The organism is Allobosea sp. LjRoot9, assembly GCF_964252745.1.
Classification (GTDB): domain Bacteria; phylum Pseudomonadota; class Alphaproteobacteria; order Rhizobiales; family Beijerinckiaceae; genus Allobosea.
This window is the reverse complement of record NZ_CAXUPC020000001.1, coordinates 1,581,575-1,607,450: the sequence shown is the minus strand read 5'-3', so window position 1 is coordinate 1,607,450 and position 25,876 is coordinate 1,581,575. Positions and strand designations below refer to the sequence as shown.

Genomic DNA, 25,876 nt, shown 5'->3' with positions numbered 1-25,876 from the left:
TCTCCTGTCTCAAGGATGGATCGGGGGCGGCATCGCCTCGAGCAGCGCGCGCGTATAGGGATGGCGCTTCTGCGCATCGAAATCGGCAGCCTCGAACAGATCGACGAGGTCGCCGCGATAGACCACGGCGATGCGGTGGGCGAGCTGGCGGACGAGGTTGAGATCATGCGTGATGAACAGGCATGAGGCCTTCGATTCCGCCTGGAGATCGACGAGCAGGCGTGCCACGGCGGCCTGCACGGAGACGTCGAGCGAGGAGGTGACCTCGTCGCAGATCACCAGCTTCGGCCTCGCCGCGAAGGCGCGCGCGATCGCGACGCGCTGCTTCTCGCCACCGGACAATTGATGCGGATAGCGCCCGGCGAAATCGGCCGGCAGCCTGACCTGCGCCAGCAACTCCGCGACGCGTGCCTCGATGCCGCTGCCCTTGGCGAGGCCATAGAGCTTCAGGGGGCGCGCGATGATCTCGCCGACGCGCTGGCGCGGGTTGAGGGAGGCATCCGGGTTCTGGAAGATGATCTGCGCCGCGCGGCGATAGCTGCGGCCGATCGCGCCGCGCTCCCGGACGATATGATCGTCGAAACTGATCGTGCCGTTGAAATCGGCGATGCCGGCGATGGCCCGCGCGATGGTCGATTTGCCGGAACCGGATTCGCCGACGATGCCGAGGATCTCGCCCTCGCGGACATCGAGGTCGATATTGCGCGCGCCTTCGACGGCAGCCTCGCCACGCCCCGTCAGCTTTTGCAGCAGGGTGCGGCCGCCATAGCGCACGGTCAGGTCTTGCGTCGCAAGCACGGTCGGGGCGGTGGCGGCGGGTGCCGGACCGGAGAGCCTGATGTCGGGGCGGGGCGCGGCGGCGATCAGCGCGCGGGTGTAGTCGTGCTGCGGATTGCGGAAGAGCGTCGCGGTCGCGCCGCGCTCGACGATCTCGCCGCGATGGATCACCGCGACGTCATGGGCGATGCGCGAGACCAGCGCGAGGTCATGCGAGATATAGAGCGCCGCGACCCCGGTATCCTCCTGAAGCCTCTGGAAGATGTCGAGGATCTGGCGCGACGTGATGGTGTCGAGCGCCGTCGTCGGCTCGTCGAACAGGATGCATTCGGGGTCGCAGGCGAAGGCGGTCGCGATCACGACGCGCTGCTTCTCGCCGCCCGAGGCCTCATGCGGATAGCGCTTCATCATCGCAGCCGGGCGGGTGATGCCGGTGCGCGCGAGCAAAGCCTCGCCCTCGCTGAAGGCCTGCGCCTTGCTCATCTTGCGGTGGCGGATCAGGGTCTCGGCAAGCTGCTCGCCAAGCGTCAGCGTCGGGTTCAGCGAGGTGCTTGGATCCTGAAACACCATGCCGATGCGCGCCCCGCGAATATCGGCGATCTGGCTTTTTGTGGTGGCGCGCAGGCTCTCGCCGGCCAGCAGCAAATCGCCGCCGAGTTCGCGCGCATTCCCCGGCAGATAACGCATGATCGCCCAGGCGAGCGAGGTCTTGCCGGAACCGGATTCGCCGACGAGGCCGAGCGTCTTGCCGCGCGGAATGCTGATGTCGATGGATTTGAGCGCCTGGACCAGGCCGCCCGGCGTCTCATAGGCCAGCGAATAGGCGCGCGCCTCCAGGGCAGGGCGGGAGGCGGGGCGCGCGGAGGTGATGGCTGTGTTCTGCGTCACGCCGTCACCGCCGCCCGCGCGGGTCGGTGAGATCGCGCAAGGCATCACCGAGCAGGTTGAAGCCGAGTGCCGCGAGCGCGATGGCGACGCCGGGAGCCGCGACGCAGATCGGGTTGCGGAACATGTATTGTCTGGCTTCGGCGATCATCAGGCCCCATTCGGTCGAGGGTGGCTGGGCGCCGAGCCCGAGGAAGCCCAGCGTCGCGCCGAGCATGATCGCGAAGGAGACCCGGATCGTCGCCTCGACGATGATCGGGGCGATGGTGTTGGGCATGATCTCGCAGGCGATGACATAGGCGGGGGACTCGCCCCGCGCCTGCGCCGCCAGCACGAATTCGCGGGTGCGCACCGAAAGCACCGTGCTGCGCGCGATGCGCGCCAGCCCCGGCATGAAGGCGATCGCGACCGCGAGCATGGCGTGGCCCGAGCCGCCGCCCAGCACCGTGACGATCAGCAAGGTGAAGAGCAGGTCCGGCACGGCGAGCAGCCCGTCGAGCAGGCGCATGATCAGGCTGTCGATAGCGCCCCCGATCGCGCCCGCGACCAGGCCGATCGCGCCGCCGGCTGCAACGCCAGCCATGGTTGCGCCGAGCCCGAACAGAATGGTCGAGCGCGCGCCGTTGAGAATGCGCGAGAGGATATCGCGGCCGAACTGGTCCGTGCCGAGCCAGTACTCGACTGAGGGGCCCTGGAGCCGCGACAGCGGGTGGAATTGCTGCGGGTCATAGGGCGCGATCAGCGGACCGAAGATCGTCATCACGGCGATGAGCGCCAGGAGTACGGCGCCGGCGAGCCCGGTTGGATGCCGCAGCAGGTCACGCATAACGCACCCGCGGGTCGAGCCTGGCGATGACGATGTCGGAGACGAGGTTGGAGAGCGCATAGGTGAAGGCGAGCACCAGCGTCGCCGCCTGGATCACCGGCAGGTCGCGGTTCTGCAGCGCGTAGATGATCAGCCGCCCCAGCCCCGGCCAGGCGAAAACCTCCTCGACCACGAGAATGCCGCCGAGCAGATAGCCGATATCGAGCGAGATCACTGCGACCGCCGGCGCCATCGCATTGCGCAAGGCGTGACGCAGCACGACCGAGCGCTCGGAGAGACCTTTCAATCGCGCGGCGCGGATATAGTCGCTCGACAGAACGTCGGACATCTCGCTGCGCACCTGCCGGGCGATATGCGCGGTCAGGATCAGGGAGAGCGTCGCTGCGGGCAGGATGACATGCGATAGGGCTGCTCCCACGCCCTCCGAAAGCGACGCGAAGCCGCCGGCGGGGAGGAAACCGCGATCGGGCCCGGCCAGGAAAACCAGGAGCAGGGTCGCCGTGACGAATTCGGGTACCGCCGTCCCGATATAGGCGAAGAGGCCGATGATGAGGTCAATGAGCGTGCCGCGTTTCAGCGCCGCCAGAATGCCGAGCGGGATCGCGATCAGGGTCACGGTCGCCAGCGACGCCAGGGCAAGCGCCGCCGAGCGCCAGAACGCTTCGCCGATCAGCGCCGCGACCGGCTGCGACAGGCGCATCGAGACGCCCCAGTCGCCACTCAGCATGCCGGAGAACCAGCGCCAGTACTGGACATACCAGGGCTGATCGAGGCCGAGCTTCAGCTCCAGCGCCTGCAGCTGCGCGGGTGTGGCGTATTCGCCCAGGATCATCACCGCCGCGTTGCCGGGCAGGATCTGCGTGATCGAGAACACGGTCAGCGAGACGATCAGCAGGACGATGAGGATCGCGGCGAGCCGTCTGAGAAGATACGCCGCGCTCATGGCCGCATCACGCCTTGTCGAGCCAGACGTTCTCGACGAAGAAATAGCGCGCGAGCGGGTGGCCGACCCAGTTCTTCACATGGGAGCGGTTGGCCGTCAGCACATCCTGGAAGAAGGGGATGACGCTGGGCACGTCGCGCACCATCAGCGCCTGGGCCTCCGCATAGATCTTGCGCCGCTCGGCGTCGTCGATCGTGGCGCGGCCCTTGGCGACGAGTGCGTCGAATTCCTTGCTGTTCCAGGCGGTGTCGGCGAAGGCGGCGTCGGTCGTGAACAGCAGGGTAAAGGCCTGGTCCTCGGTCGATTGCATGCCCCAATAGCCGATATAGAACTGCCCCTTCATCCAGACATTGGCGAGATAGGTGTCGTGCGGCATGGTCTGCACGTCGATGTCGAAGCCGGCGGGCTTGGCCATTTCCTTGATCGCGATGCCGACCTGCGAGCGGATCGCCGGGCGGTTGGAGCAGATCAGCGGGATCTTGAGCCCATTCGGGTGGCCGGCTTCCGCGAGCAGCTTTTTGGCCGCGGCGGGATCGTATTTCGGCGCCGTGGTCTCGAGCAGGTAGCGATAGCCGGGCGAGATCACATTGTCGCCGGCGGGCCGGCCATAGCCTTCCAGGATGATGTCGACCAGCGTCGGCCGGTCGATCGCCATTGCCATCGCCCGGCGCACACGGACATCGTCGAAGGGCTTCTGGTCCTGCCGCATCACGACATTGACGAAGCGCCCCGACGGCGTGCGCACGCCGACGCTGCCGGGCGCGGTCGAGATGCGCTTGAAGTCGGCCTGCTGCACCTCGAGCATCGCATCGACGGCACCCGAAAGGTAGTTCTGCGTCTCGGCCGCGAGATCGGGGAAGAGATGCATCTCGACTGCGTCGAGATAGGGTTTGCCGGGCTGATGATAGGCCGGATTCTTCACCAGCTTCAGCATGCGGGCGCTGTCGAAGCTCTCCTGCTTGAACGGGCCGGTGCCGTTGGCCTTGGTGTCGAGCGCGGTCAGGGGGCCTTTCAGCGTCTCGGCCGAGACAATCCGCGCATTGGCATGGGCGAGCGAGATCGGCAGGTCGGCATAGGAGGAGGTGAGCGTGAACTTCACCGTCAGCGGATCGACCGCCGCGACATCGCCGATCATGCTCAGCACCGTGCGGGCGGGCGAGGCGCTCTTGGGATCCTGGATCGTCTTGATCGTGGCGACGACGTCCTCGGCGGTGAAGGGCTTGCCGTCATGGAAAGTGACGTTCGGCTTGAGCTTGAAGACGAAGCTCTTCGCATCGGCGTCGGCGCTCCATTCGAGCGCGAGATCGGGCTGCGCCCGCATGTCGGGGCCCATCCGGGTCAGGCCGGAATAGAGCATGTCGACAGCCAGATACTCGGCCGGGCCGGAGATCTGCAGCACGTTGAGCGAGGCGACGCGGGTCGGATGGCTGATCTTCAGCGTGCCGCCGCTCTTGGGCGCGCCGACGGTCTTGGGAGCGCCTTGCGCGAAGGCGAGATCGGGCAGGGCGGTTGTCGCGGCCAGGCCCGCGAGAGCGCTGCGGCGTGTGATCGGAAGCTGCGTCATGGGTCTTCCCCTCAGAGGACTTCGGTGAGAGCGTCAGGCAGGCCGGTCAGGATCTCAGGCGCGCCTTCGGTGACGAGCAGCGTATGGCCGACGCCCATGGCGTAGCCGGTGTCGCTGTCGCCGATCATGACGTGGTAGAACAGCGTCATGCCGGGCTGGCAGATAGTCGGGTTGCCGGAATAGATCATCGGCGGCACGTCCATGCTGGTCGGCGCCCAGGTGCAGCCGACCGAGTAGCCGGTCGCGCCGAAACGGTGCGCCGCAAAGCCGCCCTTGTCGAGGCCGTCGGCATGGACGTCGAAGATCTCGCCCAGGGTGGTGCCGGGCCGCGCGATCTCGGTCATCCGGTCCATCGTGGTCCGCGCCGTCTCGTACATGTGTTTCTGCTGGTCGCTGGCGCGGCCCATCAAAATCGTCCACTCGGTCTTGCAGCAATAGCGGCGATAGGCGACCGGATATTCGACGATGATCTGGTCGATTGCCTCCAGCCGGCGCGGCATGGAGACGCCGCGGCCATAGACCGCGCGCTGGCCCGAATTGAACAGGGGCGCATTGGGCGGCATGTCGCCGCCACCCTCCAGCACGACCTTGAGATAGGCCGCTGTCAGCGAGGAATCCATCACTCCGGGCCTGGCGGTCTCGATCACCACTTCGAGCGACTTGTCGAGCAGCTTGCCGGCCTGGCGCATGTAGTCGATCTCGGCCGGAGACTTCACCAGGCGCAATTTGCGGATCAGGTGGTCGTCATTATCGAGCGTGCAGAAGCCGTCGAGCGTCTTCTGCAGCCGCCAGAGATTCCAGCCGGTCAGGCCATGGGTATTGAGCTCGACGGCGATGTTGGCGCCCTTGAGCCCGAGCTCTTCGAGGATGCCCTTGAGATCGCGGGCCGGGTTGGCGTCCTCGGCGTCCCACCAGATCCGGATGTCCTCCATCGTCGAGGTCTGGCGCGCCTGGAGCAGGTCGGGGCGGCGCGTCAGCAAGACGATGGGGCGCTCATCGGCCGTCACCACTGAGCACTGGAAGAAGACCGAGCCACCGGTGTCGTAGCCGGTCAGCCAGTAATGGCTCTCCTGGGCGAAGACGAGCATGGCGTCGAAGCCGCGCGCCTTCAGGGTCTGCCGCAGGCGGCCCTGGCGCTCGAGGTGTTCCTCACGCGAAAAAGGCAAGGTGGGGGCGCCGGTAAAAGCCATATCCGTCTCCGCCGCAAGATCGTCAGGGCAAGATAGTCAGAGGTCGCCGACGAAGCTTGCTTGCAGTCACGCTACGAGGTGGTATACCACTCGTCAACCATTGGAATGCACAGAGCTTGGACACATCTGCACAGAAAGCGGTCTCGGCCGCCAATCGCTCCCGCAAAGCCGCCAAGGCACAGGAATCCGCCGGCGCCTTCGCTGAGCCGGAGAAGAGCCTGGCCGCCCAGGCTTATGAGGCGGTGCTCGACATGATCATGTCGGGGGAGGCCAAGCCCGGCGCTTTCTTCACCGAACGCAGGCTGGCCGAGCAGCTCGCCATGTCGCGCACGCCGCTGCGCGATGCGCTGCTGATCCTGGAGAGCGAGGGGCTGATCGTTCGCCTGGGCGCGCGCGGCGTGCAGGTTGCGACCATGCGCATCGAGGAGTTCGCCGAAAATCTCGGCGTGCGCCGCCTGCTCGAGCCGGAAGCCGCGCGCATCGCCGCCGGCCGGGTCGCGCCGGAGCTGCTGGTGACGCTGCGAGGGCGTTTCGAGGCGCTGCTGACCCATTCGCAAGCTGGCGAAACGCCCGATCGTACCGAGGTCAGGGGCGCCGACGACATGCTGCACAGCGCCATAGCCGATGCGGCCGGCAATTCCCGGCTTGCCGCGATCGTGCGCAATCTGCGCCGGCAGACATTGATGTTCGACCTGCGCAGCCTGCCTGAACGCTTCACCGATACCTGCCGCGAACATCTTGCGATCGCCCAGGCGCTCGCCGAGGGCGACGGTGAGAAGGCGGCGCAAGCGATGCGCGACCATCTCGACGCGGTGCGCGCCAGCATCGTCGCGCGGCTGGCGCGCCTGTGACGGCGCTTCAATCGGAACTGCCATCGCTGCCGGCTGAGCCCGATATCGCGCTTGCGGGGCGATTGTTCGATGAGCTGAGCGCCAGGACAGGCGGCACTGAGGGCATCACGCGCGCCTCCTATGGGCCCGGCGAGGCGATCGCTCATGACATCATCGCGCGCGAGGCCGGGCGTCTTGGGCTGGCGCTGCGGCGCGATCCGGCGCTCAACCTCTATGCGACCTTGCCGGGCCGGACGCGTGAGCCTGCGATCATGATCGGCTCGCATCTCGACTCCGTGCCGAATGGCGGCAATTTCGACGGCGCCGCCGGCGTCCTTGCCAGCCTTGCCGTCATCGCCGGGATCGTCCGGGCGGGGATCGTGCCGCCGCGCGACATCGTTCTGGTCGTAATCCGGGCTGAGGAGAGCGCCTGGTTCAATGCCTCCTATATAGGCAGCCGTGCCGCGTTCGGGGCGCTCGCGGCGGCCGAGCTCGATCAGGTCAAGCGCAGCGACGACAACCGCAGCCTGGGGGACCACATGCTGGAGGCCGGTGCGGATCTCGACGCTTTGCGCGCGGGAGAGGGCGTCCTCGCCCCTGCGGAGATCGGGGCCTTCATCGAGCCGCATATCGAGCAGGGACCTGTCCTGCTGGCGCAGGGCGCGCCGGCCGCGATCGTCACCGGCATCCGGGGCTCGGCGCGGTTTCGCCATGTCGTCTGCCGGGGCGAATATGCTCATTCCGGCGCCACGCCGCGTGCATTGCGGCGCGACGCCGCCTTGGCCGCGGCCGAACTCACGCTCCGGCTCGATGAGCTCTGGCGCGATCTGGAAGCCGCGGGCGAAGACCTTACGATCACCGTCGGACAGCTTGCGACCGACCCGGCGGAACACGCCTTCAGCAAAGTCGCCGGGCGCGCGGACCTTTCGATCGACCTGCGCAGCCGCTCGCCCGCCTTGCTGGCGCGCGCGCCCGATCTCATGCGCGACGTCGCGGCGCAGATCGCCCGGCGCCGCGGCGTCTCGATCGATCTTGGGCCGCTTTCGGGCACCGAGCCCGCCTTGATGGATGAGCGCCTCGCCATGCGCCTGACAGGAATGGCCGAGGCGGAGGGGCTCGCCTTTCCGCAGATGGGCTGCGGAGCCGGCCATGACGCGGCGATCTTCGCCAATCACGGTGTGCCGACCGCGATGATCTTCATCCGCAACGCGCATGGCAGCCATAATCCGCGTGAATCGATGGCGATTCAGGATCTCGCGGTCGCGGCGCGTATCCTGATGCGGTTTTGCCTTGAACCGGGCAGCATCAGTGCATGACAATCGCCGAGGCTCTCAGCCGGGCGCCGCGTGGTCTGGTGTGGCCGCTAGAGCATTTTCAAGCGAAGTGGACACCGGTTCGCGTGAAGAAAATGCGATAAAACAAGGAGGTAGAGCATTTCCGCGATTCGGAGAAACGCGGAAATGCTCTGGGCATTGCGAGAACCGGATGACGATCGAGACCTTGCCCCGTCCCCGCCTGCTGCGCTGCGGCGATGCCGCCATTTCGGTTGAATTCGGGGATGCGATCGATCCCGCCGTCAATGCGCGCGTGCTGGCGCTCGATGCTGCGCTCGCCGCCGAGCCGCAGCCCGGCCTGCTCGAGACCGTTCCGACCTACCGCTCGCTGCTGATCCATCTCGATCCGCTCAGCACCGATTTCCGGGGCTTGTCGGAGCGCATTCTCGCTCTCAGCGAGAGGCCGGTCGCGGCAGGCGGCAAGGTGCGGCGCTGGTGCGTGCCGGTCGTCTATGGCGGCGATTTCGGCATGGACCTCGACGATCTGGCGGCGCGCCACGGCACCAGCGAGGAGGCGCTGGTCGCGCGCCATGCGGCCGCGACCTATGTCGTCGCGATGATCGGATTCATGCCGGGCTTTGCCTATCTTAGCGGGCTCGACCCGTCGCTCGCCACCCCACGCCGGCTCGAACCGCGCATGAAGACGCCGGCGCAGTCGGTTTCCATCGGCGGGGCGCAGGGCGCCATCTCCACCGTCGAGGGGCCGAGCGGCTGGCATATGATCGGCCGCACGCCGGCACGCGGCTTCATGCCGGGGCGCGATCCGGTCTTCACCTATGCACCGGGCGATGAGATTCGTTTCGAGCGCATTGCTCCCGGCGAATGGGCCGGGCTCGATGCGCTGGCGGCCTCCGGAGCCCCTGTCGCCCGCTGCGAGGCGCCATGAGCGCGCTCATCGTCAAGGCCTGCGGTCCCGCGACCTCGATCCAGGATCGCGGCCGCTTCGGCTATCAGCGTTTCGGCGTCTCGCCTGCGGGCGCGATGGATCGCTTCCATCTGGCGGCGGCGAACCTGCTCGTGATGGCCGAGGCCGGCGCCGCGGCACTGGAGCTCGGCCCGGGCGGCGCCCGTTTGACGGCCGAGGGCGACGTCACGGTCGCGCTCGCCGGTCCGGCCTGCACGCTTGAGGTCGATGGTCGCCAGATCGCCCCCTTCACGGCGGTGCGCGTCACTGACGGCGGCACGGTCGTGGCGCGCCCCGCGCCAGGTGCGGCCTATGCCTATCTCGGCGTCGAGGGCGGCATCGCGACCGCACCGGACATGGGCAGCCGCTCGATGCATCGCCGCTCTGGTATTGGTGGCGAACCGCTCACGGTTGGTGCGCGTATTCCGGCCACGCCGGGCGGGCGCGAGGCGGTGCTGCTCTGCCTGTCTGAGCTTCCACGTGGTGAGACGGGCCCGATCCGCATCCTGCCCGGCCCGCAGGACGATCATTTCAGCGACGAGGCTTTGGCGATCCTGACCAGCGCCGGTTACCGCCTCAGCGGGCAGGCCGACCGGATGGGTGTGCGCCTGGACGGGCCGACGCTGCCGCATCGCGGCGGCTACAACATCGTCTCCGACGGCATCGTCGACGGCTCGATCCAGGTGCCGGGCGACGGGCGGCCGATCGTGCTGCTGCGCGACCGCCAGACCACCGGCGGCTACCCCAAGATCGCGACCATCATTAGCGCCGATATCGGCCGCTTCGCGCAGATTCCTCCGGGCGCGCCCGTGCGTTTCGAGATCGTGACCTTCGAGCAGGCAATCGAGGCGGCGCGCCGGCTTCAGGCCATGATCGAGGGCCTTGCCACCGCGCTCGTCCCGCTGGCCGCGCCGCTGACAAGCGAAAGGCTGCTCGGGCTCAACCTGATCGGCGGCGTCACCAGCGCGACGGAGGCGATCGGCGTTTGAGGGTCAGGATGTGGTGTGGCGCGCCACCGTCACGCCTGCCGCTTCGAGCTGGTTGCGCAGTGTGCGGGCGAGAGCAACGGCATGGGGATTGTCGCCATGGACGCAGATCGAATCGATGCCGACCTTGAGCGTCTTGCCGGTCACCGACACGACCGCGCCGGCATCGAGCATGCGCATGACGTGTCGGCACGCTTCCTCGGGATCGTGGATCACCGCGCCCGGCTTGGCGCGATCCGTCAGGTTGAAGCTGTCGTCATAGGTTCGGTCGGCATAAATCTCCCGAAAATAGGCCAGGCCGAGCTTCTCGGCCGCTCGTTCCGTCGCCATCCCCGGCATCACCAGGAAGAGCGCGTCGGGGTCGGCTGCCTTGATGCCGCGTGCGACGGCGAGCGCGAGCGCGTCGTCGTCATTGCAAATGTTGCCGAGCGCGCCATGCGTCTTCACATGGGTCATCGGATAGCCAGTCAATGCCGCGACCGCTTTGAACGCGCCGACCTGATAGGCGACGAGGTTCTCGACCTCCCGCTCGGTCAGGCCCGGCAGGCGGCGTCGGCCGAAGCCGATCAGATCGGCAAAGCCGGGATGGGCGCCGATCGCGACATGTTTGCTGCGCGCGAGCTCGGCGGTCTTTCGCATGATCTCGGGGTCGCCGGCATGAAAACCGCATGCGACATTGGCCGTGGTGACGATGTCGAACATCGCCGCGTCGTCTCCCATGGTCCAGGGACCGAAGCTTTCGCCGACATCCGCGTTGAGATCGATGTTCATCCGAGATCCTGAAGCGCTGGAACCGACCCTTTGGACTCGCAGGGTCAATGGCCATGGGCCGCAAGGCGGCTGGCCTGGGGAAGTTCTAGTTGAGCGCGCGGCCGGCTGCCAGCCTGAGCTGCAAGACGGCTCATGGTGCGGATCGGATGACGACAGCAGGCCGAAGAGCCTTTACCGGAGAGGCTGACGTGAGGAATCGAACAGGCGATGCCGAAGTCGGATTGCACGTCCTGATCGCTGGATCGGAAGGACGCGCCGGAGATCATAGTCGAGCGCTCGGAGCCTGCCGCGTCGAGCGCTGCAACAAGCAGGGGTGACCGTGATGTGGATCGATACCAGGCCGAGGCGTTCTGCCCTCCTCGCTGCGCTTTTCGGATTGGCCGCCTTGGTCGTGCTGCCGGGCGCGTCGCAGGCGCAGACGGTGGTCGAGGCCGCGCGCGCGGCCTTGCCGGAAGCGACGAGGGCGTCCGGCGTGCTGCGAACGGCGACCTCGCTGCAATGGCCGCCCTTCGGCTATAAATCAGAGGCTGGTGAGGTCGAAGGCATCGATATCCGCCTGATCACGCTGCTCGCGGGCAAGCTCGGCCTGAAGCCCGAATTCGACGACATCAAGTTCCCGTCGATCGTTCCCGGCGTCGCCAATGGGCGCTACGATGTCGGCGTCAACCAGATCGGCGTGACGGCAGAGCGGATGAAGGTCGCCGACTTCCTGCCCTATTTCAATTCGGGCTACGGGCTGCTCGTGCGTCGTGGCGCGACGGATATCGACATCAACCGCCTCTGCGGCAAGACGCTGGCCCTGACCCAGGGCAGCGCCCAGATCGCGGTCGCCGAGCAACTCTCGGCGGCCTGCGTCAAGAGCGGGCAGAAGGAAATCGCCTTCCTGTTCTTCCCCAACAGCGCCGACACCTATCTGGCGTTGTCGAACGGACGCGGCGACGGCTTCATGACGGCCAAGGCCGTCGGCATCTACATCGCCAAGGGTAATCCGAAGCTCGACATGACGACGAGCACCTTGGCGGACTCGATCAGCACCTCCGGCATCGTGATCGCCAAGGGCAACGAGGCGCTTCGCACGGCGCTCAGGCTCGCGCTCGAAAGCGCGGTCACTGACGGCAGCTATCAGAAGATCCTCGCTGATTTCGGCGTGCCCGACGGCGCGCTCTCCGTCGAGCAGATCCGTAATCCGCTGCCGCCGAGCTGAGTTCCGCTGATGCGCGGGACGATGAGGAGCATCATGATCACACGACTTTGCCGGGCGAGCGCGCGAACAGCCTTGCAAGGCTGTTTGCGGTGCCGGCGCAGGAGCTCGTGATGGATTCGCGAACTACGGCTGCTCGCGCAGACGACATCTCGGCGGGGCCTGAGATCCTGCCGCCCAGGCGGGTCGGGCGCTGGTTCGGGGTCGCTGTCGTCGGCGTCGTGGCTGCCTGGATCGTCTATCAGCTTCTCGTCAATCCCGGCTTCCAGTGGCCCGTCGTCGGCCGCTACATGCTCCACCGCGATGTCCTTGCCGGCGTTGCCATGACGATCCAACTGACCGCCCTGGTCATGGTCATCGGCACGCTCATCGGCATCGTGGTCGCGGTGATGCGCCTGTCCGCCGATCCGGTGCTGGCGTTCTGTTCGCACGCCTTCGTCTGGTTCTTCCGGGGCACGCCGGTGCTGGTCCAGCTCGTGTTCTGGTACAATCTGGCGTCGCTGTTTCCGGAGCTCTCGCTCGGCATTCCGTTCGGCGGGCCCAAATTCTACGAGATTTCCAGCACGGTCGCGATTTCCTCCTTCACCGCCGCCTTGCTGGGGCTCGGCTTCAACGAGGGCGCCTATATGGCGGAGATTGTCAGGGCCGGGCTGCTCTCCGTCGATGCCGGGCAGAGCGAGGCCTCGAAGGCGCTCGGTCACAAGCCCTTCCAGACCTTTCGCGTGGTCGTGCTGCCCCAGGCGATGAAGGCGATCGTGCCGCCGACCGGTAATCAGGTGATCGGCATGCTCAAATACACCTCGATCGCCAGCGTCGTGGCGCTGCACGAACTGATGCATTCGGTGGAGAACATCTACTCCAGGACCTTCGAGACGATCCCTCTGCTGATCGTCGCGGCGCTCTGGTACCTGATCATGGTCAGCGTCCTGTCGATCGTTCAGTTCTATATCGAAAAATACTATTCGCGCGGCTGGCATCACCATGCCGGCGCAGCCGCATAGCCTCACCAGAAGCGGAAATGCGGAGCCGATGAACCTGATCGCGCCTCAACCGGATCCAGCCTCGCCGATCGTCAGGATCGTCGATGTCTGGAAGACGCGCGGACACAATGCGGTCCTGAAGGGCGTCAATCTCGAAGCCCATCGCGGCCAGGTCGTCTGCCTGCTCGGGCCGTCCGGCGCCGGCAAGAGCACGCTGTTGCGCTGCATCAACGCGCTGGAGGTCAGCGACAGAGGCGTCGTCTATGTCGATGGCGTCGCGATCGGCTGCAAGGAGCATAACGGTGTCTTCTACCGCATGCCCGAGCGCGAGGTGAGCCGGCAGCGCGCCGATATCGGCATGGTGTTCCAGAACTTCAACCTGTTCCCGCATATGTCGGTCATCGACAACATCATCGACGCGCCGATCCGGGTGCGCGGAGAGCCGCGCACCCTTGCGCTCGAACGCGGGCACGACTTGCTGCGGCGGGTCGGCCTCGCCGACAAGGCAAACAGCTTTCCGCGGCACCTGTCGGGCGGGCAGCAGCAGCGGATCGCCATCGCCAGGGCGCTGGCGATGGCGCCGAAGCTGATGCTGTTCGACGAGCCGACCTCGTCGCTCGATCCGCATCTGGTCGGCGAGGTTCTGGAGGTGATCAAGGGGCTTGCCGCGACCGGAATGACGATGATCATCGTGACCCATGAGGTGCAGTTCGCCCGCGACGTCGCCGATCTCGTCGCCGTGATGGCCGACGGCGTCATCATCGAAAGCGGCCCGCCGCAAAGCGCCCTTTCGCAACCGCGCGATCCGCGCGCGCAGGCCTTTCTCGCGCGCTCGCTGCGCCAGCAGAATTGATCCGATGCCCCATCAAGACGATAGCTGGCTCATGGTGGTCGATCTCCAGCCGGCCTTTTCGCATCCGCAGAGCCCCTGGTTCACGCCGACGCTCGGTGAGGTCTCGCAGCGCATCGCGGCGCTGGTTCCGCTCTTCGGCGAGCGGGTGCTCTTCACCCGCTTCGTGCCTCCAAAAGTTCTGTCGGGGAGCTGGGAGGCCTATTATCGCAAATGGCCTTTCGCGACGGAGGTTGCCTCGGACTGGCTCTGGCCGGTCGATGATCCGTGGCAGGACCGCGCCAGCATCGCGAGCCACACCTTCTCCAAATGGCTGCCCGAGGCGCGCGCCTATTTTGGTCCCGAGCCGAGCGTCGTGCTTTGCGGCGTCTCGACCGATTGCTGCGTGCTCGCGACGGCGCTGGCGGCGGTCGATGACGGGGCTCATATCCGCGTCGTCGCCGATGCATGCGCCGCCAAATCGGCTGCGGTCCACGACCAGGCGCTCGCCATCATGGCGGCGCGCGCGCCGCAGCTCACCGTCGTGACCACGGCGGAGGAACAACGCTATCGGGCAGCCCAAGACGACCGGGCAGCTCAAGACGAAGCGAGATCGGCATGACGCGGCCGTCGCAAATGCATCTCGGCATGGTGGTGCTCGGGGCTGGGAACCATGTCGCGGGCTGGCGCATGCCGGATGCGCAGTTCGGCTCGCAGAACCTGCCTTTGCTGCAGCAGATCGCCCGCACCGCCGAGCGCGGCAAGTTCGACCTCGTCTTCTTCGCCGATGCGGTCAATACGGGGCTGAACGCCCATCCCGGCATGATGCTCAGGCTGGAGCCATTGACGCTGCTCGCTGCCCTGGCGATGACGACCTCGCGGATCGGGCTCGTCGCGACGGTGTCGACGACCTATAGCGAGCCCTACAACCTTGCCCGCGCCTTCGCTTCGATCGATCATATGAGCGGCGGCCGCGCCGGCTGGAACGTCGTCACGGGATCGAGCCCGGACGCAGCCGCGAATTTCAGCCGCGACAAGCACCCTCCGCATGCCGAGCGCTATGCCATCGCCGCCGAATATGTCGCGGTTGCGAAAGGGCTCTGGGACAGCTGGGAGGAGGGGGCACTCGTCGGCGACAAGGAACGCGGCGTCTTCGTCGACCCTGCCAGGATGCATGTGCTCGACCATGAGGGACCGTTCTTCAAGGTCAAGGGCCCGCTCAACATCACGCGCCCGCCGCAGGGCTATCCGGTGATCTTCCAGGCCGGCGCCTCGGATACGGGCCGCGACCTTGCGGCAGCGACTGCCGAGGTCGTCTTCACCGTGCAGCAGACGCTGGATGAGGCGCTGGCCTTCGCGGAGGATCTGCGGGATCGCTGCGAGGCGGTGGGGCGTCCCCGCGACGCGATCCGGATCATGCCGGGCGTCTGCCCGATCGTCGGGCGCAGCGAAGCCGAGGCCAAGTCCCGGATCGCCGAGCTCGCGAGCCTGGTCGATCCCGACGCTGCACTAAAGGTGCTGTCGGACCGGCTGGGGCAGGATCTGTCCGGCTTTCCGCTCGATGGCCCCGTGCCGGACCTACCGCCGTCCACGATGATGCAGGGGCATGCCGTGGTGCTGGCCTCGGCCGCGCGGCGGCACAAGATGAGCCTGCGCGAATTGCGTGACTATGCGGCGGTCGGCTCGGGGCACCGCCTAGTCTATGGCACGCCCGACCAGATCGCTGACGCGCTGGAGGAATGGCTCGCGGCCGGCGCGGCCGATGGCTTCCTGATCATCCCTCCTTATTTCCCGGTGCATGCCGAGGAATTCGTCGATGAGGTCGTCCCCGCCCTGGTGCGGCGTGGCCTGTTCCGCGCGGATTACGAGGGCGCTACCTTGCGCGATCATCTTGGTCTCGCCCGCCCGGCCCATCCCGCGGCGCAGATGCGGGCAGAGGGCGGACAGGCGCGAAGCTGACGACAGGCAGGCGCACGGGTGATCCTGCGCGCCATCTTGAGATTATTGGGAGTGTCGGAATGCCGAAACCGCCTGAGATGCATCTTGGATTGATGGTGTTCGGGGCCGGGAACCATGTCGCTGGCTGGCGCATGCCGGACGCGCAGTTCGGCTCCGAGAACCTGCCCTTGCTGCAGCACCTCGCCCGTACGGCAGAGCGCGGCAAGTTCGACTTCCTGTTCTTCGCCGATGCGGTGAATACGGGGCTGAACGCCCATCCGGCGATGATGCTCAGGCTGGAGCCGCTGACCTTGCTCGCCGCATTGGCGATGACGACCACGCATATCGGGCTCGCTGCGACGGTGTCGACGACCTACACCGAGCCCTACAATCTCGCCCGCGCCTTTGCCTCGATCGACCATATGAGCGGCGGCCGTGCCGGCTGGAACGTCGTCACCGGATCGAGCCCGGACGCAGCCGCGAATTTCAGCCGCGACAAGCATCCCCCGCATGCCGAGCGCTATGCGATGGCGGCCGAGTACCTCACCGTGGTCAAGGGGCTCTGGGACAGCTGGGAGGAGGGCGCCGTCGTCGGCGACAAGGAGCGCGGGATCTTCGTCGACCCGGCCAAGCTGCATGTGCTCGACCATGAAGGGGAGTTCTATAAGGTCAAGGGCCCGCTCAACATCACGCGCCCGCCGCAGGGCTACCCGGTCATCATGCAGGCCGGCGCCTCCGATACGGGCCGGGATCTTGCAGCGACGACAGCCGAGGTCGTGTTCACCGTCCAGCAGGATCTGGACGAAGCGATCGCCTTCGCCAACGATCTGCGGGATCGCTGCGAGGCGGTGGGGCGTCCCCGCGACGCGATCAGGATCATGCCGGGCGTCTGCCCCGTCATCGGGAAGACGGTAGCCGAAGCCAAGGCCAGGATCGCCGAGCTGGCAAGCCTCGCCGATCCGAACGCCGCCTTGAAAGTCCTGTCCGACCGGCTCGGACATGACCTGTCGGGTTTTCCGCTCGACGAACCTCTGCCGGAGCTGCCGCCCTCGGCCATGATGCAGGGGCACGCCACGACGCTGGCGTCGATCGCGAGGCGGCATGGAATGACGTTACGCGAATTGCGCGATTACACGGCTGCGAGTTCGGGCCATCGCGTGATCTACGGCACGCCGGACATGATCGCCGACGAACTTGAGGAGTGGGTCGTGAAGGGAGCGGCGCATGGCTTCATCATCAAGCCGACCCATGTGCCGGGGCCGTTCGAGGAGTTTGTCGACGAGGTCGTTCCGATCCTCGTCCGGCGCGGCTTGTTCCGGAAGGACTATAGCGGCCGGACGCTGCGCGAGCATTTCGGGCTCGCGCGCCCCGCTCATCCCTCTCAGGCGAAGGCGGCGGCTCGCTTGGAACCAGGCCAAGGGGTTGTTCCGGCATCTGGTGCCTCTCGGACAGCGTGATCCTGCCCTCCGGAACCCGTGCCTGCGCGAATTAATGGCGGGAATCTTAGGATTTATTCAACTTTGAAGGCAGATGCTCCTCGGGAGGCTTCGACTGGAGCCATAATTATCTGAGCTGGGTTGAACCCGGCGCTGAGCCGAGTGTGTCCTATGTCCAGAAGCACAAATCATGTCGCTGAGGCAGAACGGCTCCCCAAAGATAAGGATACGATGAATGCCCAGCTAGTCGCGGCGCTCTACGCCACGCCCGGGCCTATTCTTATCGGTTCGATCACGGTCACCTTGGTCATGCTGGGGGCGGGCCTGCTCGCCGGCCATGATCTCGTATTCTATGGCCTGGCCGTCCTGATGGCTTGCCTTGGATTGTTCCGGTTCGCGTCCCACAGGCTCTATGAGCGGGCTCACGCCGTAGCTGGCGCAACGTTTGATGCGGCCCGTTTCGAGCGGCTTGCGATGATTGGGGCCTGGGGAACGGCTGCGCTCATTGCCGGATTCAGCTGCTACGCCCTATGGCGCTATCCGAGCCAGCCGGTTGCCGTTCTGGCGATCGCGCAGTCGATCGGCTATCTGGCGGGGATATCGGGGCGCAACACCTCGCGCCCCCTGATCACGAAGATCCAGGTCCTGATCTCCGGCGCGCCTTTCACCGTCGCATTGGCTGCGACCTTGGAGCCGGCCTATGTCCTGATCGCGCTGACGGTCGCGCTGACGACGATTTTGACCTTCTCCAGCACGCAAATCATTCACGAGATGTTCGTGTCCCGCCATCGCACGATGGAGGAGCTCGAGATCCTGGCCAATCGCGACACGCTGACGAATCTGGACAACCGGCGCTCGATTCTGCTCAAGATCGAGAACCGGCTGGCACGCAAACAAGATACCGCGCTCCTTTCCATCGATGTCGATGATTTCAAGAGCATCAACGACACCTATGGGCATGATGTCGGGGACGCTTTGCTGCTCTCGATCAGCGAGACCCTGGCGTCTTGCCTTGGCTCTGGCGATATCGCCGCGCGGATGGGCGGCGACGAGTTCATGATCGTCACGTCGCGCGGGAGCACCGAGGCGATCGAGCTCGCGCGCCGCATCCTGATGCGGATCGGCTCCCAGAGGCGGATCAAGGGGCGCAGCATCGCCGCAACCGTCAGCGTCGGCGTCGTCGTTGCCGAAGCTGGCCTGGCTGTCGAACAGGCCCTCAAGCGCGCCGACATCGCGCTCTACAAGGCCAAGTCGGATGGCCGGAACCATCTGGTCGTCTATACGCCGGAACTGAGCGTCGAGCACGATGAGCACCTGGCCTTCGAGGTCGATCTACGGGACGCGCTCCGCGCCGGGCAATTCCAGCTCGTCTACCAGCCGATTTACAACCCGCGCTCCGGCAGCGTCACGCTGGTCGAGGCGCTGCTGCGCTGGGATCATCCGCGGCGCGGCGTGGTCAGCCCCGCAGCCTTCGTTCCCGTGGCCGAGCGCACCGGCTTGATCAAGGTGCTGGGCACATGGGCGATCGAGACCGCAGTGCGCGCCGCCCTGGCCTGGCCGCGCAATGTCGGCGTCAGCGTCAACGTCTCCGCGCGGCAGTTCGAGAGCGATCACGATCTCGTCGCGATCGTCGCCGCCATCCTGCGCAAGTCGGGCCTGCCGCCGCGCCGCCTGACGCTCGAGATCACGGAATCGACGCTCATCGAGGACGCGCCGCACATCATCGAGAGCCTGAAAAAGCTGCGAGCCATGGGCGTCAGGATCGCGCTTGACGATTTCGGGACCGGATACTCGTCCCTGAGCTATCTGGCCAAGCTGCCGATCGACATCATCAAGATCGATAAGACCTTCAGCCATGAGATCGATTCGTCGGTCAAGGTGAACGCGCTGATGACCGCGATCACCGACCTGGCTCATAAGCTCGGGCTCTCGATCATCGTCGAAGGCATCGAAACGGCGGCGCAGCTTGCCATGATGCGCCGCTTCAGCTTGCATGGGATACAGGGATTCATCCTCGCGAAACCGATGACCGACGAGGCTTTGCTCGCCATCATCAAGGATCGCGTGGCCTCCGACAGGATGAGCCTTGTCGGGGACCTCACGGCGCCTGCTGCGGTTGCCGTGAGGAAGCGGCCAGAAGTTGCTTGAGCGCGTCCCCGCGGTAATAGAGCCGGAACGGGAGCGAGGCGCCATGCAGAGGCCGAACTATCCGAGCGGCAAGGACCTGCTTGGCGCCGATTCGGTGTCGCGCGACGATCTCGATGATATCTTCGCGCGCGCCGAGCGCTTTCTGGCGGAAGAGAATGAGGAAGATGCGCCTGGCGACCAGCCGAGCCGACTTCATCTCATAAGGCGGCGGCCAAAGGTGATCGCGACCCTGTTCGACCAGCGCAGCACGCGGACGCGGCTGGGCTTTCAGGCCGCGGCCTTGCGCCTGGGTCACCAATCGCTCGACGTCTACGATACCGATCGCAGCCGGATGGGCAGCGCGACAGGGGAAACGCTCGACGATCATATCCGCACCGTGGAGGCCTATAGCGACCTGATCGTGGTGCGCTCGCATACCGAGAGCCTGCCATATCAGATCGGCCGGTTGAGCTATCTGCCGGTCGTCAATGCCGGCAACGGCGCCGACGAGCACCCGACCCAGGCTTTGATCGATCTCTTCGCCATCCACAAATTGCGCGGGGACGTCAAAGATCTGTCGATTGCCTTGTCGAGCGATACGCGCGCGCGCTTTGCCCTGTCCTTCGTGAAGATGCTGCGCCTCTCGCCGCCCCGGCGCTTCACGCTCTGCTCCCTGCCGGACGTGCCGATCAATCCGCCGATGCGCGAAGCGATCGCGTTGCTGGCGAGCCTGGGCTGCAAGGTCTCCTTCGTTCACGACGTCAGGGACACCCTGGAGCACGACGTCCTGATCATTCAGATGCAGGATATGAGCCGCTTCGCGCATGCGTCCCTGGGCAGCGAGGCCGTCGACAAGGAAACCGAGACGGAACCCTTCACGCTGACCGCCAAGAAGATCCTCGATGCGAAATCCGACACCCTGATCCTGAACCCTCTCCCGCGTTTCTCCGAGCTGGACGTGTCATGCGACGCGCTGCCGAATGCAGGCTATTTTCGACAGGTCAAATTGTCCTTGCCGGTGAGGATGGCCATCTTGGAGCGAATGCTTCTGGGTATTCCATGGACAGGTTGACGCGCCGTTTCCTGGCATTCTCGGTTTGGATGCTGGCCTATTTCCTGGCCTATATCGCGGTGGCGATAGCCATTCGCTATCTGTCGCATTCCTTCCGCATCGTCGAGATCGCGGCGATCCGCTCCGCCGGCTCGCTCATCCTTGCCGGATTTCTCGTCTTCAGAAGCAAAGCGGTCTTGCGCCAACTGGTCGGCATGCAGTTCGGCTATCATGTCCAGCGCAGCTTGATACACCTGATCGGGTCCTTGGCGTTGATCTGGAGCCTGGCCAATCTTCCCCTGGGCTTCATCGCGACAATCGAGTTCTCGGGGCCTCTCTTTGCGGCGATGCTGGGCCTCGTCGTCGCGGGATTGATCCCGGGAGCTGTCGCCTGCCTGGGATTGTCGCTCATCGCCGTTGGAAGCGCCTATCTGCTGTTCTCGCAGGGTGTGTCGCATGATCCGCGCCTGCTGATCCCTGTCGGTGCGGTCGCCCTGCTGACGATCACGAATTTGATGCTGGCCCGGCTGGCCGAGAGCAAGAGCATCGTCCTGATCGTGTTCGTCATGCATGCCGTGCAGCTTCCGGTTTATCTGTGCGCGCTCTTGATCGGCCTCGACGTGGGGGGAGCGGCTCAGCCGCGCGACTTTCATCTCGAGGACGTGCTCGGCGTTTCACTGGCGGTTGGTGTGCTGATGCTTGCCGGTTTCGTCACGCAGACGGCGCTGGCGAACGCCTCGCGTTATGGTTCCGCGCTGCAACTCTGTGCCGCCGACACGCTGCGCGTGCCGTTCCTGACGCTCATCGGCTATTTCGTCTTCAAGGAGATGCTGAGCGAGAGCGTCGTCCTGCCCGGATTGCTCGTCGTGGCGGGAGCGATCATCACCAGCCTGCCGCAAACGCGCGCTCGAAGCCGGGAAGGCTGAGCTCATGCCGCCGGCAAGCTCGCGATAGCGGGCTGTCGGCATGTCGCATTCTTGACATGGCCGCGCCGCCGCCGTCATGGTGCGCCCGTTCCCAGGGGGGCCTCGCTAGGAGGCTGAGATTCCGCCGGCTCGAATCCGTTTCGAGCAACGCGGTGACCCTCCGAACCTGATCCGGCTCATACCGGCGTAGGGATGCGGGACATAGGGTGGCAAGCCGCCCCTTTTCCATGCTCGCGCCATTGGCCGGACAGCGGGTCGCAGACCGGAAGCGTGCCGGATTGCGCCTTGATGTCTCGGAAGGTGTGCATGGACGTGACGGAAGCGCAGATCATTGCGACCCTGCTGGAGTTCTTCGACAGGGAAGAAGCGACGGACGAGGATTTCGACCGGCTGGCGCTGCGCATCTTCGCCTACCAGTTCGAGAACAATCAGCCCTATCGCCGCTTTGCCGCGGCGCGAGGCAGGACGCCGCTTGCCGTCCGGAGCTGGCGCGACATTCCCGCTGTTCCGATCGACGCTTTCAAGGATCTGACGCTGAGCTGCCGCCCCACGGAGGGGATCGAGCACGTTTTCATGACGAGCGGCACGACCCGTGGCGGGCAGCGGGGACGCAGCTATCACCCGACGCTCGCTGTCTACGACCGTTCGATGATCCTGAATTTCCGGCAGCGCTTCATGCAGGGGCGGAACGGGATGCAGGGGCTGGACCGAATCCGCATGGGTATTCTGTTCCCCGACGAGCAGGCGATGCCGAATTCCTCGCTCGCGCATTACCTCGCTTTGGCGCGGCGCGAATTCGGGACGCCCGACAGCGAAGGCTTCATCGACGAGGCAGGCCTCGCCACTGCGCGTCTGCTCGCGGCGCTGGCGCATGCCGAGGCGAGGGGCGAGCCTTATGCGCTGCTGGGAGCGAGCTACAGCTTCGTGCATCTGCTCGATGAATTGCAGCGGCAGGGCCGGCGCTTCGCGCTGCCGCCGGGTAGCCGCATCCTCGACACTGGCGGCTTCAAGGGGCAGTCGCGCGAATTGGCGGCGGACGAGTTCTACGACGCTCTCGCGGCCGCGCTCGGCGTGCCCCGGGAGCGCTGCATCAACATGTACGGCATGACCGAGCTCAGCACCCAGTTCTACGATTGGGGCAACGAGACTTGCCCGCCCAAGACTTGCCCACCGGTGAAGTCGGGCCCGCACTGGATCCGCAGCCGGGTGGTGAACCCGCTGACCGGTCAGGATGTGCCTGCGGGCGAGACCGGCGTGCTGGTCCATCACGATCTCGCCCATTTCAACTCGGTCTCGGCGATCCTGACCGAGGATGCCGGCATCGTCGTCCCGGGCGGCTTCCGCCTGCTGGGCCGCGTCGATGGCGCCGATTCCAAGGGCTGCTCCGTGGCGGTCGAGGAATTCCTGAAAGCGGCTCGTGGCTGAGGTCATGGCCGAATTCGCAGGGCATCTGCCTGGCTTGTCAGCCGGCGAGGTGGAGTGGAAGCTGCTTCACTTCAGCGCTTGGGGCGAGGCTGTGGAGGTCCGCGTGCCCGTGCTGAGCGAAGCGCAAGCCACTGCGCTGGCAGGGCGCGTGCGCGATAATGCCCGCGCTTATCTCAAGACCCTGCGCATCGCCGAGATCACCGCGATCATCGACCAGGCGATCGCGCGATTGCTCGATCGGGACGATGCCTGGCGGCAAAAGGCCGAAAGACTGCTGCCGATCGTGACGGGTTATGATCCCGAGATGATCCGGCTCGGCCTGACCGGCTATCTGAAGACCTTCCGGCAGCCGCAGCTCAAGCGCTTCCTGGCCGAGGATTTCGCCGATCCGCAGATCCTCGACGATTTCCAGTCCAGGCCGAAGGGCGGCTTTGCCAAGGCGTTCGGGCCGGACCTACTGCTGCATGTCTGGGCCGGCAATGTTCCGGGCCTGCCGCTCTGGAGCCTGATATCGGGCCTGCTGGTCAAGGCCGGGAGCATCGGCAAGGTCGCCACCGCCGAGCCGCTGCTGGCGGGTTGGTTCGCCCGCATCCTGGCCGAGATCGATCCGCGCCTGGGCGAGTGTCTCGCCGTGGTCTGGTGGAAGGGCGGTGACGAGGCCGGCGAGCGCGTCTGGCTGGCGCAGGCCGACGCCATCGTCGCCTATGGCGGCAATGATGCGCTGAAGGCGATCCGGGATCGCGCGCCGGTCACCGCCCGTTACCTGCCGCACGGCCACAAGATCGGCTTCGGCATGGTCGCGCGCGCGGCGCTGGATACGCGCAAGGCAGGCGCGCTTGCCCGGCAGGCCGCCTATGACGTGATGCGCTATGATCAGCAGGGCTGCTATTCCCCGCAGATGCTCTTCGTCGAGCGCGGCGGGCGCGTCTCGCCGCGCGACTTCTCCGCCTATGTCGGCCATGAACTGGCGAGCTTCGCCCGCAAGCACCCGCGCCGCGCGCTCTCGATCGAGGAGGCTGCCAGTGCCGCGTCCTGGCGCGGCGCGCAGGAGCTTCGTAGCCTTGGCGGCGACCGCGACCTCCTGGGTGACGCTTCCGACGCTTGGAGCATCGTCCATGTCGAGAATGCGCAGGCGCTGGCCCCCAGCGGCCTCAATCGGACGCTCTCCATCGTCGCCGTCGACAGGCTCGACGACGTCGTCGGCCTGATCGCCCCCTTCCGGTCCTTCCTCCAAAGCGCCGGGATCGCGGCGGAACCCGAGGAGCTATTCCGGCTCGCCGGTCTGCTCGGGCAGGTCGGCGTGACGCGCATCTGCGCGCTTGGCGCGATGACCGCGCCCGAGGCCGGCTGGCACAATGACGGGCGCTTCAACCTGCTCGACTTCGTCACCCTGACCGAGATCGAGCATGCGGCGGAAGCCGCCGCGGACGGGTTCGCGCCTTATGTCGATTGAGCCGCATAGCGAAGGCTTCGTCGCCATCGACCGGGCGAGCTATGGCTATGGCGATTGGCCCGCAATCGTCGACCATGTCGACTGGACGATCCCGCGCGGCGCGATCCATTGCCTGGTCGGGCGCAGCGGCTGCGGCAAGACGACCCTGCTGAAGCTTGCCGCCGGCCTGCTCCTGCCCGATGAGGGGATCGTCAGGATCGACGGCGCCGCCTTGCGCGAGCCGGGTCCGCAGATCGGCTTCGTCTTCCAGGCCCCGACCCTGCTGGATTGGGCGAGCGTGCTCGACAATGTGCTCTTGCCGATCTCGCTGAAGCGCCGCCCGCGCGCGGCGGACCGGGAGGCTGCGCTCGATCTGCTGAAACTGGTTTCGCTGGACGGCTATGCGCAGCGCTATCCCAGCGAATTGTCGGGCGGGCAGCAAAGCCGCGTTGCGGTCGCGCGCGCGCTGGTCACCCAGCCGGCCGTGCTGCTGCTCGACGAGCCTTTCGCCGCGCTCGACGCGCTGACCCGCGAGGAATTGCAGGACGACCTCCTGAGGCTCTGCGCCCTGCATGGAACGACGGTGCTGTTCGTGACCCATGACATCACTGAGGCCGTCTATCTGGCCGATCGCGTTGCGGTGATGGCGGCGGGGCGTTTGCACCATCAGATCGCCGTGGACCTGCCCCGGCCGCGCCAACGCGAATTGCGCTACGGCCAGGCCTTCAACGCGCTCTGCCGCGAGTTGCGGCAGGCGATGGATCTGGCGCCATGATCGCGCGCCTGTCCTCTGCCCTGTTGCTTCTGGTCCTGCTCGCCGGCTGGGAGCTCTATTGCCGGTTTGCCGGCGTGCCGGCGCTGATCGTGCCGCCGCCCTCAGTCGTGCTGGCGACGCTGTGGAGCGAGATCGCCAGCGGGCGCCTGCTGCCGCATCTGCGGATCACGGCGGCGGAGATGGCGCTGGGCCTCGCCTTGGGCTGCGCGGTCGGGCTTGTGGCCGGGGTCGTGCTGGCGGAGGTAGGCTTCCTGCGCCGCCTGCTACATCCCTATATCGTTGCCAGCCAGGTCGTGCCCAAGCTCGCGCTCGGCCCGCTCTTCATCATCTGGTTCGGCTTCGGCATGACCTCGACGGTCGTGATCACCGCCCTGATCTGCTTCTTCCCGCTGATGGAGAACACCATGACCGGGCTGAGCCAGGTCGATCCAGCGCGGCGCGAGCTGTTCCGCATGCTGGGCGCGACGCGTCTCCAGACCTTGCTGCGGCTGAAGCTGCCGAGCGCCTTGCCGGTGATCATGGCGGGTGTCCGCGTCGCGGTCGTGCTGGCGCTGGTTGGCGCGGTCGTCGGCGAATTCATCGGGGGCAGGGCTGGGCTCGGGGCCTCCATCATCGCCGCCCAGAGCGTGATGGATTCAGGCCTGATGTTCGCACTCTTCATCGTGATCACCCTCATGGGCATGCTGTTCTACCAGGCCGCGATCTGGCTCGAGAGCCTGCTGCTTCGCCATCATCTGAAAGGATAG

23 protein-coding genes and 1 riboswitch are annotated in these 25,876 nt (G+C 66.1%); of the genes, 17 read left to right on the top strand and 6 right to left on the bottom strand.

Translation table 11 applies throughout. The annotated features are described in order from the left end of the window. Nucleotides 1–9 precede the first annotated feature (9 nt). The 5 genes from ACSQ3P_RS07375 to ACSQ3P_RS07355 are packed head-to-tail and all read right to left on the bottom strand — an operon-like array spanning nt 10 to nt 6,185. Nucleotides 10–1,665 (bottom strand): dipeptide ABC transporter ATP-binding protein, encoded by a 1,656-nt coding sequence (locus tag ACSQ3P_RS07375; RefSeq protein WP_436164917.1) that lies wholly within the window; start codon nt 1,663–1,665, stop codon nt 10–12. A gap of 4 nt (nt 1,666–1,669) precedes the next feature. Continuing rightward, complete coding sequence (locus ACSQ3P_RS07370; RefSeq protein ID WP_436164916.1) at nt 1,670–2,488, bottom strand: ABC transporter permease; 819 nt, start codon at nt 2,486–2,488, stop codon at nt 1,670–1,672. After that, nucleotides 2,481–3,431, bottom strand: a complete 951-nt coding sequence (locus ACSQ3P_RS07365; RefSeq protein ID WP_436164915.1) for an ABC transporter permease — start codon at nt 3,429–3,431, stop codon at nt 2,481–2,483. The genes ACSQ3P_RS07370 and ACSQ3P_RS07365 overlap by 8 nt, the downstream gene beginning before the upstream one ends. A gap of 7 nt (nt 3,432–3,438) precedes the next feature. After that, nucleotides 3,439–4,995, bottom strand: a complete 1,557-nt coding sequence (locus ACSQ3P_RS07360) for an ABC transporter substrate-binding protein (protein WP_436164914.1) — start codon at nt 4,993–4,995, stop codon at nt 3,439–3,441. Nucleotides 4,996–5,006: 11 nt separating this feature from the next. Beyond that, entirely contained in the window at nt 5,007–6,185 is a 1,179-nt protein-coding gene (locus ACSQ3P_RS07355) for a M24 family metallopeptidase (protein ID WP_436164913.1), read from the bottom strand. A gap of 116 nt (nt 6,186–6,301) precedes the next feature. Here ACSQ3P_RS07355 and ACSQ3P_RS07350 point away from each other — a divergent pair, with 116 nt between their 5' ends. From ACSQ3P_RS07350 to ACSQ3P_RS07335, 4 genes are all read left to right on the top strand, one after another. Further along, nucleotides 6,302–7,036, top strand: a complete 735-nt coding sequence (locus tag ACSQ3P_RS07350) for a GntR family transcriptional regulator (protein ID WP_436164912.1) — start codon at nt 6,302–6,304, stop codon at nt 7,034–7,036. After that, complete coding sequence (locus tag ACSQ3P_RS07345; protein ID WP_436164911.1) at nt 7,033–8,331, top strand: hydantoinase/carbamoylase family amidase; 1,299 nt, start codon at nt 7,033–7,035, stop codon at nt 8,329–8,331. The genes ACSQ3P_RS07350 and ACSQ3P_RS07345 overlap by 4 nt, the downstream gene beginning before the upstream one ends. A 169-nt stretch (nt 8,332–8,500) precedes the next feature. Then, nucleotides 8,501–9,235, top strand: coding sequence for a 5-oxoprolinase subunit PxpB (gene pxpB / locus ACSQ3P_RS07340; RefSeq protein ID WP_436164910.1), 735 nt, complete (start codon nt 8,501–8,503; stop codon nt 9,233–9,235). Then, nucleotides 9,232–10,242 (top strand): biotin-dependent carboxyltransferase family protein, encoded by a 1,011-nt coding sequence (locus ACSQ3P_RS07335; protein ID WP_436164909.1) that lies wholly within the window; start codon nt 9,232–9,234, stop codon nt 10,240–10,242. Before pxpB ends, ACSQ3P_RS07335 begins: the two co-directional genes overlap by 4 nt. Nucleotides 10,243–10,245: 3 nt before the next feature. Here ACSQ3P_RS07335 and ACSQ3P_RS07330 read toward each other — a convergent pair whose 3' ends face one another. Beyond that, complete coding sequence (locus ACSQ3P_RS07330) at nt 10,246–11,010, bottom strand: LamB/YcsF family protein (protein WP_436164908.1); 765 nt, start codon at nt 11,008–11,010, stop codon at nt 10,246–10,248. 322 nt (nt 11,011–11,332) lie between these two features. Between ACSQ3P_RS07330 and ACSQ3P_RS07325 the strand changes: the two genes are divergently transcribed. The 13 genes from ACSQ3P_RS07325 to ACSQ3P_RS07265 all read left to right on the top strand — a co-directional run bounded on the left by ACSQ3P_RS07325 (nt 11,333) and on the right by ACSQ3P_RS07265 (nt 25,876). Continuing rightward, nucleotides 11,333–12,214 carry a transporter substrate-binding domain-containing protein gene (locus ACSQ3P_RS07325; protein ID WP_436164907.1) on the top strand — a complete coding sequence of 294 codons (882 nt, stop codon included), beginning with the start codon at nt 11,333–11,335 and terminating at the stop codon, nt 12,212–12,214. A 110-nt stretch (nt 12,215–12,324) separates the two neighbouring features. Beyond that, nucleotides 12,325–13,212: an amino acid ABC transporter permease gene (locus tag ACSQ3P_RS07320; protein ID WP_436164906.1), complete on the top strand. Its 888-nt coding sequence runs from the start codon at nt 12,325–12,327 to the stop codon at nt 13,210–13,212. Nucleotides 13,213–13,240: 28 nt separating this feature from the next. Continuing rightward, nucleotides 13,241–14,044 carry an amino acid ABC transporter ATP-binding protein gene (locus ACSQ3P_RS07315; RefSeq protein WP_436164905.1) on the top strand — a complete coding sequence of 268 codons (804 nt, stop codon included), beginning with the start codon at nt 13,241–13,243 and terminating at the stop codon, nt 14,042–14,044. Between the two features lie 4 nt (nt 14,045–14,048). Beyond that, nucleotides 14,049–14,642, top strand: a complete 594-nt coding sequence (locus ACSQ3P_RS07310) for a cysteine hydrolase family protein (protein WP_436164904.1) — start codon at nt 14,049–14,051, stop codon at nt 14,640–14,642. Next, entirely contained in the window at nt 14,639–15,979 is a 1,341-nt protein-coding gene (locus ACSQ3P_RS07305) for an LLM class flavin-dependent oxidoreductase (protein WP_436164903.1), read from the top strand. Before ACSQ3P_RS07310 ends, ACSQ3P_RS07305 begins: the two co-directional genes overlap by 4 nt. Nucleotides 15,980–16,038: 59 nt before the next feature. Next, a complete protein-coding gene (locus ACSQ3P_RS07300) occupies nt 16,039–17,415 on the top strand; it encodes an LLM class flavin-dependent oxidoreductase (protein WP_436164902.1) in 1,377 nt (458 codons plus the stop codon). Nucleotides 17,416–17,625: 210 nt separating this feature from the next. After that, the gene (locus ACSQ3P_RS07295; protein WP_436164901.1) at nt 17,626–19,542 is read left to right on the top strand and encodes a putative bifunctional diguanylate cyclase/phosphodiesterase; all 1,917 of its coding nucleotides are present in this window, start codon (nt 17,626–17,628) and stop codon (nt 19,540–19,542) included. Nucleotides 19,543–19,585: 43 nt separating this feature from the next. Further along, nucleotides 19,586–20,593 (top strand): aspartate/ornithine carbamoyltransferase family protein, encoded by a 1,008-nt coding sequence (locus ACSQ3P_RS07290; RefSeq protein ID WP_436164900.1) that lies wholly within the window; start codon nt 19,586–19,588, stop codon nt 20,591–20,593. Continuing rightward, a complete protein-coding gene (locus ACSQ3P_RS07285; RefSeq protein WP_436164899.1) occupies nt 20,581–21,498 on the top strand; it encodes a hypothetical protein in 918 nt (305 codons plus the stop codon). The genes ACSQ3P_RS07290 and ACSQ3P_RS07285 overlap by 13 nt, the downstream gene beginning before the upstream one ends. 83 nt (nt 21,499–21,581) lie before the next feature. After that, nucleotides 21,582–21,711, top strand: a riboswitch (TPP riboswitch). 93 nt (nt 21,712–21,804) lie between these two features. Next, the gene (locus ACSQ3P_RS07280; protein ID WP_436164898.1) at nt 21,805–22,923 is read left to right on the top strand and encodes a hypothetical protein; all 1,119 of its coding nucleotides are present in this window, start codon (nt 21,805–21,807) and stop codon (nt 22,921–22,923) included. A gap of 4 nt (nt 22,924–22,927) precedes the next feature. Next, nucleotides 22,928–24,376: an acyl-CoA reductase gene (locus tag ACSQ3P_RS07275; protein ID WP_436164897.1), complete on the top strand. Its 1,449-nt coding sequence runs from the start codon at nt 22,928–22,930 to the stop codon at nt 24,374–24,376. Continuing rightward, on the top strand, nt 24,366–25,130 hold the full coding sequence (locus tag ACSQ3P_RS07270; protein WP_436164896.1) for an ABC transporter ATP-binding protein: 765 nt from the start codon (nt 24,366–24,368) through the stop codon (nt 25,128–25,130). Before ACSQ3P_RS07275 ends, ACSQ3P_RS07270 begins: the two co-directional genes overlap by 11 nt. Continuing rightward, nucleotides 25,127–25,876, top strand: coding sequence for an ABC transporter permease (locus ACSQ3P_RS07265; protein WP_436164895.1), 750 nt, complete (start codon nt 25,127–25,129; stop codon nt 25,874–25,876). Before ACSQ3P_RS07270 ends, ACSQ3P_RS07265 begins: the two co-directional genes overlap by 4 nt.